At 69.6% G+C, this 16,159-nt stretch carries 13 protein-coding genes and 1 tRNA gene; 9 read left to right on the plus strand and 5 right to left on the minus strand.

The genetic code is table 11. From position 1 onward, the window contains the following. From ACF062_RS24295 to purM, 3 genes are all read left to right on the plus strand, one after another. On the plus strand, positions 1-837 hold the full coding sequence (locus tag ACF062_RS24295) for an META domain-containing protein (RefSeq protein ID WP_392141116.1): 837 nt from the start codon (positions 1-3) through the stop codon (positions 835-837). 110 nt (positions 838-947) lie between these two features. Further along, positions 948-2,474, plus strand: a complete 1,527-nt coding sequence (gene purF / locus ACF062_RS24300; RefSeq protein ID WP_223775529.1) for an amidophosphoribosyltransferase — start codon at positions 948-950, stop codon at positions 2,472-2,474. Between the two features lie 45 nt (positions 2,475-2,519). Continuing rightward, positions 2,520-3,593 carry a phosphoribosylformylglycinamidine cyclo-ligase gene (gene purM, locus ACF062_RS24305; RefSeq protein WP_392141118.1) on the plus strand — a complete coding sequence of 358 codons (1,074 nt, stop codon included), beginning with the start codon at positions 2,520-2,522 and terminating at the stop codon, positions 3,591-3,593. An 89-nt stretch (positions 3,594-3,682) separates the two neighbouring features. On the opposite strand, the gene ACF062_RS24310 is transcribed toward purM, so the two are convergent. Beyond that, positions 3,683-3,940, minus strand: coding sequence for a DUF3073 domain-containing protein (locus tag ACF062_RS24310; RefSeq protein ID WP_223775527.1), 258 nt, complete (start codon positions 3,938-3,940; stop codon positions 3,683-3,685). Positions 3,941-4,225: 285 nt separating this feature from the next. Continuing rightward, positions 4,226-5,302: a Leu/Phe/Val dehydrogenase gene (locus ACF062_RS24315; protein WP_392141121.1), complete on the minus strand. Its 1,077-nt coding sequence runs from the start codon at positions 5,300-5,302 to the stop codon at positions 4,226-4,228. 232 nt (positions 5,303-5,534) lie between these two features. On the opposite strand from ACF062_RS24315, the gene ACF062_RS24320 reads away from it, so the two are divergent. Next, positions 5,535-6,386, plus strand: a complete 852-nt coding sequence (locus ACF062_RS24320) for a hypothetical protein (RefSeq protein WP_392141123.1) — start codon at positions 5,535-5,537, stop codon at positions 6,384-6,386. A gap of 468 nt (positions 6,387-6,854) precedes the next feature. Further along, entirely contained in the window at positions 6,855-7,061 is a 207-nt protein-coding gene (gene bldC, locus ACF062_RS24325) for a developmental transcriptional regulator BldC (RefSeq protein ID WP_003949541.1), read from the plus strand. A gap of 545 nt (positions 7,062-7,606) precedes the next feature. On the opposite strand, the gene ACF062_RS24330 is transcribed toward bldC, so the two are convergent. From ACF062_RS24330 to hrpA, 3 genes are all read right to left on the minus strand, one after another. Then, positions 7,607-7,882, minus strand: a complete 276-nt coding sequence (locus ACF062_RS24330) for a DUF6274 family protein (RefSeq protein ID WP_392141124.1) — start codon at positions 7,880-7,882, stop codon at positions 7,607-7,609. Between the two features lie 264 nt (positions 7,883-8,146). Continuing rightward, positions 8,147-8,221 (minus strand) — tRNA-Asp (locus ACF062_RS24335). Positions 8,222-8,315: 94 nt separating this feature from the next. Further along, positions 8,316-12,320 (minus strand): ATP-dependent RNA helicase HrpA, encoded by a 4,005-nt coding sequence (gene hrpA / locus ACF062_RS24340; protein ID WP_392141125.1) that lies wholly within the window; start codon positions 12,318-12,320, stop codon positions 8,316-8,318. Positions 12,321-12,403: 83 nt separating this feature from the next. On the opposite strand from hrpA, the gene ACF062_RS24345 reads away from it, so the two are divergent. The 4 genes from ACF062_RS24345 to ACF062_RS24360 all read left to right on the plus strand — a co-directional run bounded on the left by ACF062_RS24345 (position 12,404) and on the right by ACF062_RS24360 (position 15,621). Continuing rightward, complete coding sequence (locus ACF062_RS24345; protein ID WP_392141126.1) at positions 12,404-12,772, plus strand: hypothetical protein; 369 nt, start codon at positions 12,404-12,406, stop codon at positions 12,770-12,772. Between the two features lie 81 nt (positions 12,773-12,853). After that, positions 12,854-13,639: a DsbA family protein gene (locus tag ACF062_RS24350; RefSeq protein ID WP_392141128.1), complete on the plus strand. Its 786-nt coding sequence runs from the start codon at positions 12,854-12,856 to the stop codon at positions 13,637-13,639. Then, positions 13,636-14,493 carry a cytochrome c biogenesis CcdA family protein gene (locus tag ACF062_RS24355; protein ID WP_392141129.1) on the plus strand — a complete coding sequence of 286 codons (858 nt, stop codon included), beginning with the start codon at positions 13,636-13,638 and terminating at the stop codon, positions 14,491-14,493. Before ACF062_RS24350 ends, ACF062_RS24355 begins: the two co-directional genes overlap by 4 nt. Before the next feature lie 33 nt (positions 14,494-14,526). Then, positions 14,527-15,621, plus strand: coding sequence for an ABC transporter permease (locus ACF062_RS24360; protein ID WP_392141130.1), 1,095 nt, complete (start codon positions 14,527-14,529; stop codon positions 15,619-15,621). The last annotated feature ends 538 nt before the right edge of the window (positions 15,622-16,159 follow it).

A 16,159-nucleotide genomic window follows, 5' to 3' on the forward strand; every position in this document is an offset into this window, starting at 1 on the left:
ATGCACACGCAGCGTCTGACCCTGACCCTGACCGCGCTGGCCTCCGCCGGGCTGCTGCTCACCGCGTGCGGCACCGAGTCCGGAGCCGGCTCCGAAGGCGGCTCCGGCGGCCGTTCCGTGGAGACGGAGCCGCTCCTCACGGGCGTCCGGTGGAGCGTCGACAGCCTCACCGTGGGCGGCAAGACGTACGAGGCCCCCGACGACGCCCACCTCAAGATCGGCAAGGACGGACGGGCCGGTGGCAGCTTCGGCTGCAACTCCGTCGGCGCCGACGTGACGATCAAGGGCGACACCGTGGACTTCGGCGAACCGCTGATGACGGAGCGGGCCTGCGAGGGCGACGGCCGCATGAGGTTCGAGAAGAACGTCGTACGCGCCCTCGGCAAGGAGAAGTTCACCGCGAGGGTCGACGGCGACCGGATGACCCTCACCACCGCCAAGGGGGACCGCATGACCTTCACCTCACGCCCCGACGAGCCCGAAGCCCCGCTCACCGGCACCAAGTGGACCGTGCGGACCGTGGGCGACGCCAAGAGCGCCGCGCCGCTGCCGAAGGACGTGGCCGACAAGGTCCACCTCACCTTCGGCGAGGACGGCAAGGTGCGCGGCAACCTCGGCTGCAACGACGTCACCGCCGACGCCGAGGCGAAGGACGGCCGCATCACCTTCGGCACCCCCGCCACCACCCGGAAGATGTGCCCCGGCAAGGCGATGGCCACCGAGCGCAGGCTGCTGAAGCTCTTCGACGGCACGGCACGCTACGAACTGGAGCGGAACACCCTGAGGATCACCGCCGCCGACGGCACGGTGATCGACGCGAACACCGCGGAGAAGTAGGGTCGCCGCCCCCGCCGTGGGCAAGCCCTGATCACGGCAGTCGTCACCGTCCGTACAGGGCCCGTATCCCCAATTCGGACCAGTGGTCGATCTCGCCTACACTCGAAGATGTGCCACGTGGTGACGGTCGACTCAATCACGATCTGCTTCCCGGCGAGAAGGGCCCCCAGGACGCTTGCGGCGTCTTCGGTGTCTGGGCTCCGGGCGAAGAGGTCGCAAAGCTCACTTACTTCGGGCTTTACGCCCTCCAGCATCGGGGCCAGGAATCCGCGGGAATCGCGGTCAGCAACGGCTCCCAGATCCTCGTCTTCAAGGACATGGGCCTCGTTTCCCAGGTCTTCGACGAAACCTCTCTCGGCTCGCTCCAGGGTCACATCGCGGTCGGTCACGCCCGCTACTCGACCACCGGTGCCTCCGTCTGGGAGAACGCCCAGCCGACGTTCCGTGCCACCGCGCACGGCTCCATCGCGCTCGGGCACAACGGCAACCTCGTCAACACGGCCCAGCTCGCCGAGCTGGTGGCCGACCTGCCCAAGGAGAACGGCCGCGCGACCCAGGTCGCGGCGACCAACGACACCGACCTGGTGACGGCTCTCCTCGCGGGCCAGGTGGACGACGACGGCAAGCCGCTGACCATCGAAGACGCCGCCATGAAGATCCTCCCGCAGGTTCAGGGCGCCTTCTCCCTCGTCTTCATGGACGAGCACACGCTGTACGCGGCCCGCGACCCGCAGGGCATCCGCCCGCTGGTCCTCGGCCGCCTGGAGCGCGGCTGGGTCATCGCCTCGGAGTCCGCCGCGCTCGACATCTGCGGCGCCTCCTACGTCCGCGAGATCGAGCCGGGCGAGTTCGTCGCCATCGACGAGAACGGCCTGCGAACATCCCGATTCGCAGAAGCGAAGCCCAAGGGCTGCGTCTTCGAGTACGTCTACCTGGCGCGTCCCGACACGGACATCGCCGGGCGGAACGTCTACCTCTCGCGTGTCGAGATGGGCCGCAAGCTCGCCAAGGAAGCACCCGTCGAGGCCGACCTCGTCATAGCGACGCCCGAATCCGGCACCCCCGCCGCGATCGGGTACGCGGAAGCCTCCGGCATCCCCTTCGGCGCGGGCCTGGTCAAGAACGCCTACGTCGGCCGGACCTTCATCCAGCCCTCGCAGACGATCCGCCAGCTCGGCATCCGCCTCAAGCTGAACCCCCTCAAGGAAGTCATCAAGGGCAAGAAGCTGGTGGTCGTCGACGACTCGATCGTCCGCGGCAACACCCAGCGCGCCCTGGTCAAGATGCTCCGCGAGGCCGGCGCCGCCGAGGTCCACATCCGGATCTCGTCCCCGCCCGTGAAGTGGCCGTGCTTCTTCGGCATCGACTTCGCGACGCGCGCCGAGCTGATCGCCAACGGCATGACCATCGAGGAGATCGGCACGTCGCTCGGCGCCGACTCCCTCTCGTACATCTCCATCGACGGCATGATCGAGGCCACGACCATCGACAAGCCGAACCTCTGCCGCGCCTGCTTCGACGGCGAGTACCCGATGGATCTCCCCGACCCCGAACTGCTCGGCAAGCAGCTTCTGGAGACGGAACTGGCCGCGGGCCCGGCGAGCACTGCCGCCGCCGACGCGATCCGCCGCCCGTAAGACCCCCCGCAGTACGAGCAGTACGACACGAAAGTTCTCACCGTCATGTCTGAGACCACTGGTGCCAGCTACGCAAGCGCGGGCGTCGACATCGAGGCGGGCGACCGCGCCGTCGAGCTGATGAAGGAGTGGGTCAAGAAGACCCAGCGCCCGGAGGTCGCGGGCCTCGGCGGCCTCGGTGGCTTCGCCGGGCTCTTCGACGCCTCCGCCCTCAAGCGCTTCGAGCGTCCCCTGCTCGCCTCCGCCACCGACGGCGTCGGCACGAAGGTCGACGTCGCCCGCCAGATGGGGGTCTACGACACCATCGGCCACGACCTCGTCGCGATGGTCATGGACGACATCGTCGTGTGCGGCGCCGAGCCGCTCTTCATGACCGACTACATCTGTGTCGGCAAGGTCCACCCCGAGCGCGTCGCCGCCATCGTGAAGGGCATCGCCGAGGGCTGCGTCCTCGCCGGCTGCTCGCTCGTCGGCGGCGAGACGGCGGAGCACCCGGGCCTGCTCGGCCCCGACGACTTCGACGTGGCGGGCGCCGGCACGGGCGCCGTCGAGGCCGACCGCCTGCTCGGCCCGGATCGCATCCGTAAGGGTGACGCGGTCATCGCCATGGCCTCGTCCGGTCTTCACTCGAACGGGTACTCGCTCGTCCGGCACGTGGTCTTCGACCGAGCGGGCTGGGCCCTGGACCGGCAGGTCGAGGAGTTCGGCCGCACCCTCGGCGAGGAGCTCCTGGAGCCCACCAAGATCTACTCCCTGGACTGCCTGGCGCTCACCCGCACCACGGACGTCCACGCCTTCAGCCACATCACCGGCGGCGGCCTCGCGGCGAACCTCGCCCGGGTGATCCCGGACGACCTGCACGCGATCGTCGACCGCGAGACGTGGACCCCGGGCGCGGTCTTCGACGTGGTCGGCAAGCAGGGGAAGGTCGAGCCCCTCGAACTGGAGAAGACGCTGAACATGGGCGTCGGCATGATCGCGATCGTCCCCGAGGAGTCGGCGGACGCGGCGCTCACCACCCTGGCCGACCGCGGCGTGGACGCCTGGGTCGCGGGCGAGATCACCGACCGCGGTGACCACGCGACGGGCGCCGCCCTGATCGGCGACTACGCCAAGTAGGCCCGTGCGGAGGGGTTCAAGGCAGCACAAAACCCGGTCCGGTGTGGTGACCACCCCGGACCGGGTGAAGTGCAGTCGCTACAACGAGGTCAAGCGCCGCGGCGCTGCGACGACGGACCGGACTCATCGGTCGAGTCCTCGTCGTCGTCGACGTTATACAGATCCGCGTACTGGGCGTACGGGTCGTCTTCCTCGTCGTCGTCCTCGAACGGCTCGCCATTCGGCGGCTGTTGCGAAGTCGAAGCGCCCAGCTCATTGGCCAGACGCGACAGGTCAGTCCCGCCGCTGCTGTACTTCAGCTGGCGGGCGACCTTCGTCTGCTTGGCCTTTGCCCGGCCGCGCCCCATGGCTCGACCCCCTCGGATACGGGGCTCGACGGCCCCAGAGTCTTGACACGCGTTCATGATCTAGGACGGACTCTCCTCGGAGAGACCGGTCCGTAGGGCTTCCACGGTACCTGCTCCTGCGGCCATACGGTACGTCGCCCGCAGGACGCGCCTCGGCGCAGAACCCGCGAGGAGCCCCGTCCTCGCTGGTCAACTGCGATTTTAACCTCTTCTTGCCGGGCGACCCGCCGACGGGGGTGAGTCTTGTCTCCTCAACCGTGTCGGCGGGGCCCCGAGGCGGTGATCTCAGCGGGCGTCGGCCATCCGCTGCTCGGCGATCCTGTCGGCCGCCGCGGCCGGCGGAATGCCGTCCTGCTTTGCGCGAGCGAATATCGTCAGCGTGGTGTCGAAGATGTTCGCCGCCTTCGCCTTGCACCGGTCGAAGTCGAAGCCGTGCAGTTCGTCGGCGACCTGGATCACGCCGCCCGCGTTCACCACGTAGTCCGGCGCGTAGAGGATCGACCGGTCGGCGAGGTCCTTCTCGACGCCCGGGTGCGCGAGCTGGTTGTTGGCGGCGCCGCACACCACCTTCGCGGTCAGCACGGCCACGGACTCGTCGTTGAGGGCGCCGCCGAGCGCGCAGGGGGCGTAGATGTCGAGACCCTCCGTGCGGATCAGCGCGTCCGTGTCCGCCACCGCCGTCACCGACGGGTGTCTGTCCAGGACGCGCCGTACGGACTCCTCGCGCACGTCGGTGATCACGACCTCGGCGCCGTCCGCGAGGAGGTGCTCGACCAGGTGGTGGCCGACCTTGCCGACTCCCGCGACGCCGACCTTGCGGTCACGCAGCGTCGGGTCGCCCCACAGGTGCTGAGCGGAGGCGCGCATGCCCTGGAAGACACCGAAGGCGGTGAGGACGGAGGAGTCGCCGGCGCCGCCGTTCTCCGGGGAGCGGCCGGTCGTCCAGCGGCACTCGCGGGCGACGACGTCCATGTCGGAGACGTACGTACCGACGTCGCAGGCCGTCACGTACCGGCCGCCGAGCGAGGCGACGAAGCGGCCGTAGGCGAGGAGGAGGGCCTCGCTCTTGATCTGCTCGGGGTCGCCGATGATCACGGCCTTGCCGCCGCCGTGGTCGAGGCCGGCCATGGCGTTCTTGTACGACATCCCGCGCGCGAGGTTCAGCGCGTCGGCGACGGCCTCCTCCTCGCTCGCGTACGGATAGAAGCGGGTGCCGCCGAGGGCCGGGCCCAGGGCGGTGGAGTGCAGGGCGATGACGGCCTTGAGGCCACTGGCGCGGTCCTGGCAGAGCACTACTTGCTCATGGCCGCCCTGCTCCGAGTGGAACAGGGTGTGCAGGACGCCGTTGTCTGCTTCGGTCACGGTGGTGACTCCCGGTCGAGTAGCGGCGGTGGGCGGGCTCCCGTACGGGTGGCGGGGGCCCGATGGGCATGAGACTAAAGCCTGGCCACCGCATCTGAGTGCCCGGCGGCGAGGATCACCCGTCTCGCCGAGCGCGGGCCGCGTGAGGGAGCGGCGCGGCGGGCTTCGGCCATGGCACGATCGGCAGTGATTTCGGGGTTGTCCGGTCGGAACGCGGGGGAGAGAAGCAGCCGTGCCCAAGGTGTCATCGGTGACGGTCCCGTACGCGTCCTACTTGCGCGTCTATGAGCCGCTGGCCGCCTTCCCCGAGCCGGAGCGCGGCCACTGGGCGCGCTACGCCCGCCGCTCGGACCACCCCTCGTACCAGGACGAACTCCGGCGCTCCCTGGCCGACTTGGTGCCGACGCCGCCCGTGCCCGTGCCGGTGCACGAGAGCAGCGACGCCTTCGTCCTGGAGATCGACGGGGTGCTGTGCGTCTGCCCGTGGCGGACCCGGCTGCGCGGCTGGCAGGCGATGGGGGAGCTGGCCGGGCAGCTGCCGGCGCCGGTCCTCGACGCGGTGCTCCCGCCGGTGCTCCGCAGCCAGACGGCCGCGGACTACGAGCAGTGGCTCGCCCGCAACCCCGACGCGCGCCCCTGGATCCGTACGTCGACGTGGCAGGTGCCGCTGCACTGGTTCGTGCTCGTGTCGGACGAGGAGCGCTGCTACGACCGGGGCGAGGAGGGCGCGCCGGGTGTCTCACCGGTCCTCCGCTACCGCACCCCGATGGTCCAGGCCCGGCGCCGGGTGGCGCGCGGTCTGAAGACGCTGCGGGACGCGCTGGACGAGGCGCCGCTCATCGAGGGCCTCGTGGACGTCGGCCGGTGGCTGGAGGAGTTCCACCCGCGCTCCTTGGTCGAGCTGGACTACGGCGGCCTCGTGCACGCCCTGCCCGCCGACGAGCTGGACGAGGACCACTCGGCGGCGGATGTGGCCGAGGGGATCGAGGCCTTGCGCAACGGCGACGGCGAGGGGGCCGGCGAGGCGTATGCGAGGCTCGTGGAGCGATGGCGGGCGGTCCGGGACCTTCAGTTCGCGAACTGAGGGACCGTGAGCCGACGGGTGGCGGGACGTAGGTCCCGATCCGGGCCTTTGTGTCAAGCGTGACGGACCGCACTTACGGGGCCCTTGCGCCCATCGCCCCTCCTCATGCCAAAATAGGACAAGGAGTCCGGGGAGGGCTCCTTCCGCCCAAGTAAGGGCGGAATGCTCAGCATTGCACTGTATGGGGGGTCCTGTTGACTCCTGATCGCTCTGTGACTGATCGTCACGGTGGCGTGACTGTCCGCTATGGCATGGTCCATCGGCTTCCGTCGGTGATGAACACCTGGGAGGGCAATTCCATCGGTTTGGCCGACGCGGCTGGACGGATGGTGTAGTTGTAGTGCCGAGGACAAGCCGTTCGTCCTATAACCGACTCGACTCGCGTCCGCCATTTCGGGCAACGCGGGTCAAGGTGCAGAATTTAGAGGAATGAACCGAGAAGGTTCGGTTCTCCCGAGGAGGCCGCTCATGACCGCTCGCACCCCTGATGCCGAGCCGCTGCTGACCCCGGCTGAGGTCGCCACGATGTTCCGCGTCGACCCGAAGACGGTGACGCGCTGGGCCAAGGCTGGCAAGCTCACGTCGATTCGCACGCTCGGCGGACACCGCCGTTACCGCGAGGCTGAGGTCCGCGCACTGCTCGCGGGTATCCCGCAGCAGCGCAGCGAGGCCTGACGTACGCCTGAAGTACCGCTCAACCAGCAGTAACCCGCACAACCCGGGCGAATAGCACCACTGCTGTCAGGTCCCCCAACCTGGCCGTACGTCCGACATATAGCTACACGCGACGCGGGTCCCGCCCCAACGGGATCCACGCCTGAGCCTCATGGGTGAGTCGTTCGATCGCGCTGGACTCCGCCGGGTCCAGCGCGATCTTTTTTTGTGCGCTGAAGAGGCGCTGGTGGGCACGTCCGTGAGCGTCCCTGTTGGTCTCTGGGGAGTCCTCGCGGGGGCACTTGGGGCGTGGCTGGGGAGTGCGGGGAGAGCGCGGGGGGAACGCGAGGGGAGTGCCTTGAGGGCGGTGCAATTGCACATATTAAATTGGCCCGTTGTAGGGAGGGTGTAAGTTCGGGTGTTTCCAAAACCTGTTCGGTGACACCCGTCACACGCCGCGCGCCTTGTTGCGTGCGACGCCCCTGCGCTAGAGGGACTTCGGTGGTGCACCGAGGCCCGCGCCTCTCAGCCTCCCACCGAGGGGAGGGCCCGCGCGTCGGCTTTGGTCATGCCTTGGCGGGACTTTCGTCCTCGCCGGGCACGGCATCGCCCTCGGCGCGCTCGTCGCCCGCTGCTTCCTCCAGGACGAAGCCGGCGTCGGACAACGCCTCGCACTCGCCCGGGCGGTGCGGAGAGGGCTCCAGGGCGAGCCTCAGGAGCCGGTGGCAGATCGCGCAGTGCCGCGTCAGGTGGCGGTAGCTCGTGGCCGCCGCGAGGTGGGCACGCAGCAGGGCGCGGGTCTCGTGCCGCGCAGCCGCGGAAGGAACAGAAGAAGCAGACATGCGTCACCTCCGGAGGAGTCTGCCGCCGACTCCCTGCTGTCTGGGGTACCGGCGGAATGTGACGCAGTCAAGACGCGCACGCAAGAACGGGCCGCATCGGAATCGATGCGGCCCGTTCTCCTCAACTGCGGTCCTGACGGGATTTGCTGTGTCTTTTCGCGGCTGCGCCGCGGGTGCGGCCTCTGGTCAGGTGGGGTGGTCGCCTGGTGCGGGAATGCGGAACGGGCCGCTCCCCCAGGGGATGCGGCCCGTTCTCCTCAACTGCGGTCCTGACGGGATTTGAACCCGCGGCCTCCACCTTGACAGGGTGGCGAGCACTCCAAACTGCTCCACAGGACCTTGCTCGCGGCACGTGTTGCTCCGTTGTGCTGCGAGACGAGACTCTACAGCAGTGCAGGCCCGGCGGTCGAACTCACCCTGCGTGCCCTGCCGGTCACGGTGCGGCCGCGTCGATGGCCTTCACGATCCGCTTGTCCGAGACGGGGTACGCCGTGCCCAGCGCGTGCGCGAAGTAGCTGACGCGCAGCTCCTCGATCATCCAGCGGATGTCCAGCACCTCCCGGGGCACGGGACGTCCTTGCGGCAGCTGCTCCAAGAGCCACAGGTACTCGTCCCGCATCTCGTGGACCTTCTCCATGCGCGAGGTGTCCCGCTGGACGTTGGTCGGCATCTGCTGGAGGCGGCGGTCGGCGGCCACCATGTACCGCATCAGGTCCGGCAGGCGCCCCAGGCCCGTCTCCGTCACGAAGCCCGGCTTGATGAGGGAGTCCAACTGCTCCCGCACGTCCGCCAGATTGGCGAGGAGCACCGGGCTCCTCGCCGACTTCAGGCGCCGCTCACAGGCCTGCCAGGCGGCGAGGACCTGCTGCACCTGCCCGACCACCCGCACGGTGGTGTCGACGATCTCCGCACGCACCTTGTCGAAGAGCTTGCGGTACGACTCCTCGTCCCAGGCGGGCCCGCCGAAGTCCGCGATCAGCTTGTCCGCCGCGGCCATCGCGCAGTCGTCGAAGAGCGCCTGCATGGAGCCGTGCGGATTCGCGGACAGGGCGAGCTTCTGCTGGTTCGTCAGCTTGTCCGAGGCGAACTTGCCGGGGTTGACCGGGATGTTGCGCAGGATGAGCCGGCGGGTGCCCTTCCACATCGCCTGCCGCTGCTCGGCCTCGGTGTCGAAGAGGCGTACGGAGACCGTGCCTGCCCCGGGCCCTCCGTCGTCCACCAGGGCCGGGTACGCCTTCACGGGCTGTCCTGCCCTGCGGGTCTCGAAGACGCGGCTGAGCGTGCCGATGGTCCAGTCCGTGAGGCCCGTCCGCTCGACCGCCGAGCCGCCCGTCCGCTCGGCTGTCGCGGCGGCGGCCTGGGAGAGCGCCTTGCGGGCCTTCGGGCGGAGCTGGAGCTTCAGGGCCTCCAGGTCCTTGTCCTCGGCGAGCTTCCTGCGCCGCTCGTCGGTGATCCGGAACGTGATCTTCAAGTGGTCCGGTACGCGCGTCAGATCGAAGTCGTCGGGCGTGACCGGCACGCCCACCATCCGCTGGAGCTCGCGCGCCAGCGTGACGTGCAGCGGCTCCTGGAGGGGCACGGCCCGCTCCAGGAACGCCTTCGCGAAGTTCGGCGCCGGGACGTAGTTGCGGCGGATCGGCTTGGGCAGGGAGCGGATCAGCTCGACGACCACGTCCTCGCGCAGCCCCGGGATCTGCCAGTCGAAGCCCTCGTCCGTGACCTGGTTCAGCACCTGGAGCGGGATGTGGACCGTGACGCCGTCCGCGTCCGCGCCCGGCTCGAACTGGTATGTCACCTTGAACTTCAGCGGGCCCTGGCGCCACGAGTCGGGGTAGTCGTCCTTGGAGACGTCCCCCGCCTTCTCGTTGATGAGCATCGACCGCTCGAAGTCGAGCAGTTCCGGCTCTTCCCGCTGCTTCTTCTTCCACCACGAGTCGAAGTGCGCTCCGGAGACGACCTCTTGGGGGACCCGCTGGTCGTAGAAGTCGAAGAGCGTCTCGTCGTCGACGAGGATGTCGCGGCGCCGGGCGCGGTGCTCCAGCTCCTCGACCTCGGTGAGCAGCTTGCGGTTGGCGGCGAAGAACTTGTGGTGCGTGCGCCAGTCGCCCTCGACGAGGGCGTTGCGGATGAACAGGTCGCGGGAGACCTCGGGGTCGATCCGGCCGTAGTTCACCTTGCGGTCGGTGACGATCGGGACGCCGTACAACGTGACCTTCTCGGTCGCCACCACCGCCGCCTGGTCCTTCTCCCAGTGCGGCTCGCTGTACGTGCGCTTGAGGAGGTGCTGCGCGAGCGGCTCGACCCACTCGGGCTCGATCTTCGCGTTGACTCGCGCCCACAGGCGGGAGGTCTCCACCAGCTCGGCCGACATGATGAAGCGCGGGGGCTTCTTGAAGAGCGCGGAGCCGGGGAAGATCGCGAACTTGGCGTTGCGGGCGCCGATGTACTCGCCCCGCCCGCCGCGCTGCTTGGGATCCTTGCCGTCCTTGCCGTCCCTGTTCTCCTTGGAGTCCTTCACGTCCTTCAGCCCGATGTGGGAGAGCAGGCCGGCGAGGAGGGAGATGTGGACGTGCTGCTCGGGGGCATCTTCCTCGTTGAGGTGGATGCCCATCTGCTTGGCGACCGTACGCAACTGCGTATAGATGTCCTGCCATTCGCGAATGCGCAGGAAGTTCAGGTACTCCGCCTTGCACATCCGGCGGAAGGACGACGAGCCGCGCTCCTTCTGCTGCTCGCGGACGTACCGCCACAGGTTCAGGTACGCGAGGAAGTCGCTCGTCTCGTCCTTGAAGCGGGCGTGCTGCTGGTCGGCCTGCGCCTGCTTCTCCGCCGGGCGCTCGCGCGGGTCCTGGATGGAGAGCGCCGCCGCGATCACCATGACCTCGCGCACGCAGCCGTTCTTGTCGGCCTCCAGGACCATGCGGGCGAGCCGCGGGTCCACCGGCAGCTGGGCCAGCTTGCGGCCCTGCTGGGTCAGCCGCTTCTTGGGGTCCTTCTGGGTGGGGTCCAGCGCGCCGAGTTCCTGGAGGAGCTGGACGCCGTCGCGGATGTTGCGGTGGTCCGGCGGGTCGATGAACGGGAACTTCTCGATGTCGCCGAGACCGGCCGCGGTCATCTGGAGGATGACGGAGGCGAGGTTCGTACGGAGGATCTCCGCGTCCGTGAACTCGGGGCGCGAGAGGAAGTCGTCCTCGCTGTACAGGCGGATGCAGATGCCGTCCGACGTACGTCCGCAGCGGCCCTTGCGCTGGTTGGCGCTGGCCTGGCTGATCGCCTCGATGGGCAGCCGCTGCACCTTCGTACGGTGGCTGTAGCGGGAGATGCGGGCCGTGCCCGGGTCGATCACGTACTTGATGCCGGGGACGGTCAGGGACGTCTCGGCGACGTTGGTGGCCAGGACGATTCTTCTGCCGGTGTGCTGCTGGAAGACGCGGTGCTGCTCGGCGTGCGAGAGGCGGGCGTAGAGCGGCAGGACCTCGGTGAACCGGTAGTTCTTCTTGTTCAGCGCGTCCGCGGTGTCGCGGATCTCGCGCTCTCCGGAGAGGAAGACGAGGATGTCGCCCTTGCCCTCGGCCTGGAGCTCCTCGACGGCGTCGGTGATCGCGGTGATCTGGTCCCGGTCGGAGTCGTCGGAGTCCTCTTCGAGGAGGGGGCGGTAACGCACCTCGACGGGGAAGGTGCGACCGGAGACCTCCACGATCGGCGCGTCCCCGAAATGCCGTGAGAAGCGCTCGGGGTCGATGGTCGCCGAGGTGATGACGACCTTCAGGTCGGGGCGTTTCGGCAGCAGCTGGGCCAGATACCCCAGCAGGAAGTCGATGTTGAGGGACCGCTCGTGGGCCTCGTCGATGATGATCGTGTCGTACGCGCGCAGCTCGCGGTCCGTCTGGATCTCGGCCAGCAGGATGCCGTCCGTCATCAGTTTGATGAACGTGCCGTCCGGGTTCACCTGGTCGGTGAAGCGGACCTTCCAGCCGACGGCCTCGCCGAGCGGGGTGTCCATCTCCTCGGCCACGCGCTCGGCGACCGTACGGGCCGCGATGCGGCGGGGCTGCGTGTGGCCGATCATGCCGCGCACGCCCCGGCCGAGCTCCAGGCAGATCTTGGGGATCTGCGTGGTCTTGCCGGAACCGGTCTCGCCCGCGACGATCACGACCTGGTGGTCGCGTATCGCGTCGGCGATGTCGTCCTTCTTCTGGCTGACCGGGAGCTGCTCGGGATACGTGATCGCGGGCACGCGGGAGCGGCGCTCGGCCATCCGCGCCTCGGCCTTCTCCACGTCCGCCGCGATCTCGGTGAGGACTGCGGCGCGGGCCTCGGGTTTGCGGATCCGGCGCGCACCCTCCAGCCGGCGGCCGATCCGGTGCTCATCGCGCAGCGAGAGCTCGGACAGGCGGGGGGCGAGGGTGTCGAGGGTGAGGGCGGGCTGCGTAGACATACGCCGTCCAGGATCTCACCCGCCGCTCGGCAGTGGCGAACCGATTTCTCCGGCGGGGCCGCCCGGCACGTACGATTCCGGGCATGTTGACCCGAGCGCGTACGGCGTGGTGCCCCTTGGTGGCGGTGCTGCTCGTCGTGCTCGGGGGGTTCTGCGGGCCTGCGGTGGCCAAGGCCGCGGCGCCGGTCACCACGGCGGCGCACGTGGCCGAGCGGCCCGCCGGGCCCGCCGGGCCCGGCTGCGGCAAGGGCGGTCAGCGGGACGCCGGGCAGGCGCCTGCCGCCCCGGCGCGTTCCAGCTCCGCGTCCGAGCTGCTGCCCGCGCTGTACGAGGCCCACGGGGCGTCCGGTGCCTGGGCCGTCGACCAGGCGGTCCTTGAGATGACGCCGGTGCGGGGGCCGCCGCCGCTCGTGCCGCCTTCTCCTGTGGATCTCTCTGTCCTGCGGGTGTAGAGGCCCTGTTCCCCCCCAGGGCCCATTTCCATCACGCACAGGAACAGTACGTACACGTACAGGAACAGAGAGATCCTTCTGATGCCGCAGAGGAACAACAAGAAGAAGAACATCGCGATCAGTGCGGGCGTCGCCGTCGCCGCCGCGCTGCTCGGTGTCGCCTCCTACACGGCGACCAAGCCCGCCGACTCCGCCGGCTCCCCGGGCACCACCCGGAAGGACGCGGCCGCCGGCGGCGAGCCCTCCGCCGAGCAGCGGGCCGGTGTCCACCCCGAGCTGGAGAAGCTCGCCCGGCGCGACGCCAGGGACCCCCTCGCGCAGGGCCGCGTGGACGCGCCCGTCGTGATGATCGAGTACGCCGACTTCAAGTGCGGCTTCTGTGGGAAGTTCGCCCGCGACACCGAGCCCGGTCTCGTGAAGAAGTACGTGGACAAGGGCGTCCTGCGCATCGAATGGCGCAACTTCCCCATCTTCGGCGCGGACTCCGAGCGGGCCGCGCGTGGCGCGTGGGCGGCCGGGAAGCAGGGGCGCTTCTGGCAGTTTCACCAGGCCGCGTACGCCGAGGGGGCCAAGGAGAAGGGCTTCGGCGAGGACCGGTTGAAGGAGCTGGCGAAGGAGGCCGGGGTCAAGGACGTCGGGCGGTTCGTCTCCGACGCGGAAAGCGACGCGGCCGAGGCCGCCGTGAAGAAGGACCAGGAGGAGGCGTACGGCCTCGGCGCCACCTCCACGCCGTCCTTCCTGGTCAACGGGCGGCCCATCTCGGGCGCCCAGCCGGACGAGGTGTTCCGGCAGGCGATCGAGGCGGCGGCGGGGCAGGCGGGCGGTAAGGGGGCCGGGCAGGCAGGCGGTAAGGGGGCTTCCGAGTGACCGCCGATGTGGGGTACTTCGCTGCGTTTCTGGGCGGACTGCTCGCTCTGGTCAGTCCGTGCAGCGCGCTGCTGCTGCCCGCCTTCTTCGCGTACTCGATCGACTCGACCTCGCGGCTCGTCGCGCGGACCGGCATCTTCTACGCCGGGCTCGCCACCACCCTGGTCCCGCTGGGCGCCGCCGGGTCCTACGCCGGGCGGTTCTTCTTCGGCCACCGTGACCAGCTGGTGCTCGTCGCGGGGTGGCTGATCATCGGGCTCGGCGTGCTCCAGGTCGTGGGGATGGGCTTCGCCTCACGGAGGATGGCGGAGCTGTCGGGGCGGATCCGACCGACCACCGCCTTCTCGGTGTACGCGCTGGGGGCCGTGTACGGCCTCGCCGGGTTCTGCGCGGGGCCGATCCTCGGCAGCGTGCTGACGGTCGCGGCGGTGAGCGGGAGCCCTGTGTACGGCGGGCTGCTGCTCGCCGTCTACGCGCTCGGCATGGCCGTGCCGCTCTTCCTGCTCGCGCTGCTCTGGGAGCGGTTGGATCTGGGGCGGCGGAGGTGGCTGCGTGGGCGGGCCTTCCGGCTCGGGCGGTTCGAGCTGCATACGACGTCGCTGCTCTCGGGGTTGTTCTTCGTCGCGCTCGGGGCGCTTTTCCTCGCCTACGACGGGACTACCGCGCTGCCGGGGCTCTTGGACGTGGACGATTCGTTCGCGGTGGAGCAGTGGGCCGGGGGGGTTGGCAGGGCCGTGCCGGATTTCGTGTTGCTGGTGGGGGTCGTGGTGTTGGTGGGGGGTGTGCTCTTGGTGCGGGGGGCGCGGCGGAGGAGGAGTGAGGCCGTTTTGTCGGAGTCGTCTTTCTCTGAGTGAGAAGGCTGCGTATGCGTGGTTTAGCGTGTTCGTATGTCTGATCATGGGTCGGGAGAGCCGAGTCAGCATCCGCACGGTGCGCATGGCGCGCACGGTCGGGTTCCGACACCTGGGGAGCGGTGGGCCGCCTTCAAGCGGTCGCCGTTCCTGCCTGCCCTCGTGCTGGTGTTCATCCTGGCCGCCGCCGCGGGGCTCTTCGCCGGCTCGTACACGTACTCGATGGCGAACCCGACCCCGCACCATGTCCCCACGGCGGTCGTCGGCACGCCGGACGCCGCGCACGGCAAGGCGTTCGTCGGCGGTATGGAGAAGGCGCTGAACGCTTCGCTGGAAGTGCGGCGGTACGACAGCGTGGCCGCGGCGCGGCGGGACGTGGAGGAGCAGAAGGTCTTCGCGATCGTCGAGGTGGGCGGTGGTGAGGACAAGAAGGTCACGATGGACGTCTCCGGGGCGTCCGGGGCGTCCGTCGCGCAGGTTCTGGCGGAGACCGCGCCGAAGGTGGGCGAGCGGGTGGGGGTCCCGGTCGTGGTGAAGGACATCAAGCCGTTGCAGGAGGGCGACCCCCGGGGGCTCGCCATCTTCTACATCTCGCTGGCCGCGGTGATCATCGGGTTCGTGGGGGCGATTCAGCTGAGCGTGCACGCGCGGGGGCTGAATCCGGCGGAGCGCATCGCGTTCACGGCGATGTACGCGCTGCTGGGGGCCTTTGTCATCGCGGCGGTCGTCGACTGGTGGCTGGGGGCGGTGCGGCTGCCGTTCGTGGAGTCGTGGCTGATCCTGGCGCTGACGATGTTCGCGTCGGGGATGGTCTTCACGATGTTCAACACGTTGTTCGGGCGGTGGGCGATGCTGCCGACGTGGGGGCTGATGGTGCTCCTCGGGAATCCGTCGTCCGGGGGCGCGGTGTCGTGGCCGCTGCTTCCGTCGGTGCTGGGGCACATCGGGCAGTGGCTGCCGCCCGGGGCGTCGGTCAACGCGCAGCACACGGCGGTGTACTTCGGCGGTCACCAGCACGCGTTTCCGTTCCTGGTGCTTGGGGGGTGGGCGCTGGTTTCCTCGGCGGTGTTCTGGGTGTGGCGGCATCGGCATCCGGGTGGGCGGGGGGTGGGGGCGGCGCATGCGGCGTAGGGGCGTGGGGGTGGGGGTGCCGGTGGCCGCCTGGGGTGCGTCTGTGGGGGCGGGGCCGTGGGGGTATGTCCGTGCTCGCCATCTTGGCGCGGGGCCTCTGCTGCTTCGCTCGCCCTGATGACCACCACTGTGCTCCGCGCGCACATACCCCCACGTCCCCTCGGGCGCGTGGGCGACTGCGGGCCGTCGCTGCTCCCTGCCCGTCCCTCCGTCGGCGTTTCGCCGCCGGCTGGCGCCCGTCCCCGCCCGCTCCTGCCTTGAGCTCTCGCCCCTGCTTCGAGGGGTTTTGACGTCGAGTGACGGGCCTCTCCGCCTGCCCTCACCTCGTCATCTCGATGAAGGGTCACGGGCACCCCGCCTGCCCCTACTCCGCCGGTCCGATGCCGGGTCACGGGCCCCCCGCCCGCCCCTACCTCGTCATCTCGGTGAAGGGTCACGGGCGCCCCGCCTGCCCCTACTCCGCCGGTCCGATGCCGGGTCACGGGCCCCCCGCCCGCCCCTACCTCGTCATCTCGGTGAAGGGTCACGGGCGCCCCGA

The organism is Streptomyces sp. NPDC015345 (assembly GCF_043078805.1).
Taxonomy (GTDB): domain Bacteria; phylum Actinomycetota; class Actinomycetes; order Streptomycetales; family Streptomycetaceae; genus Streptomyces.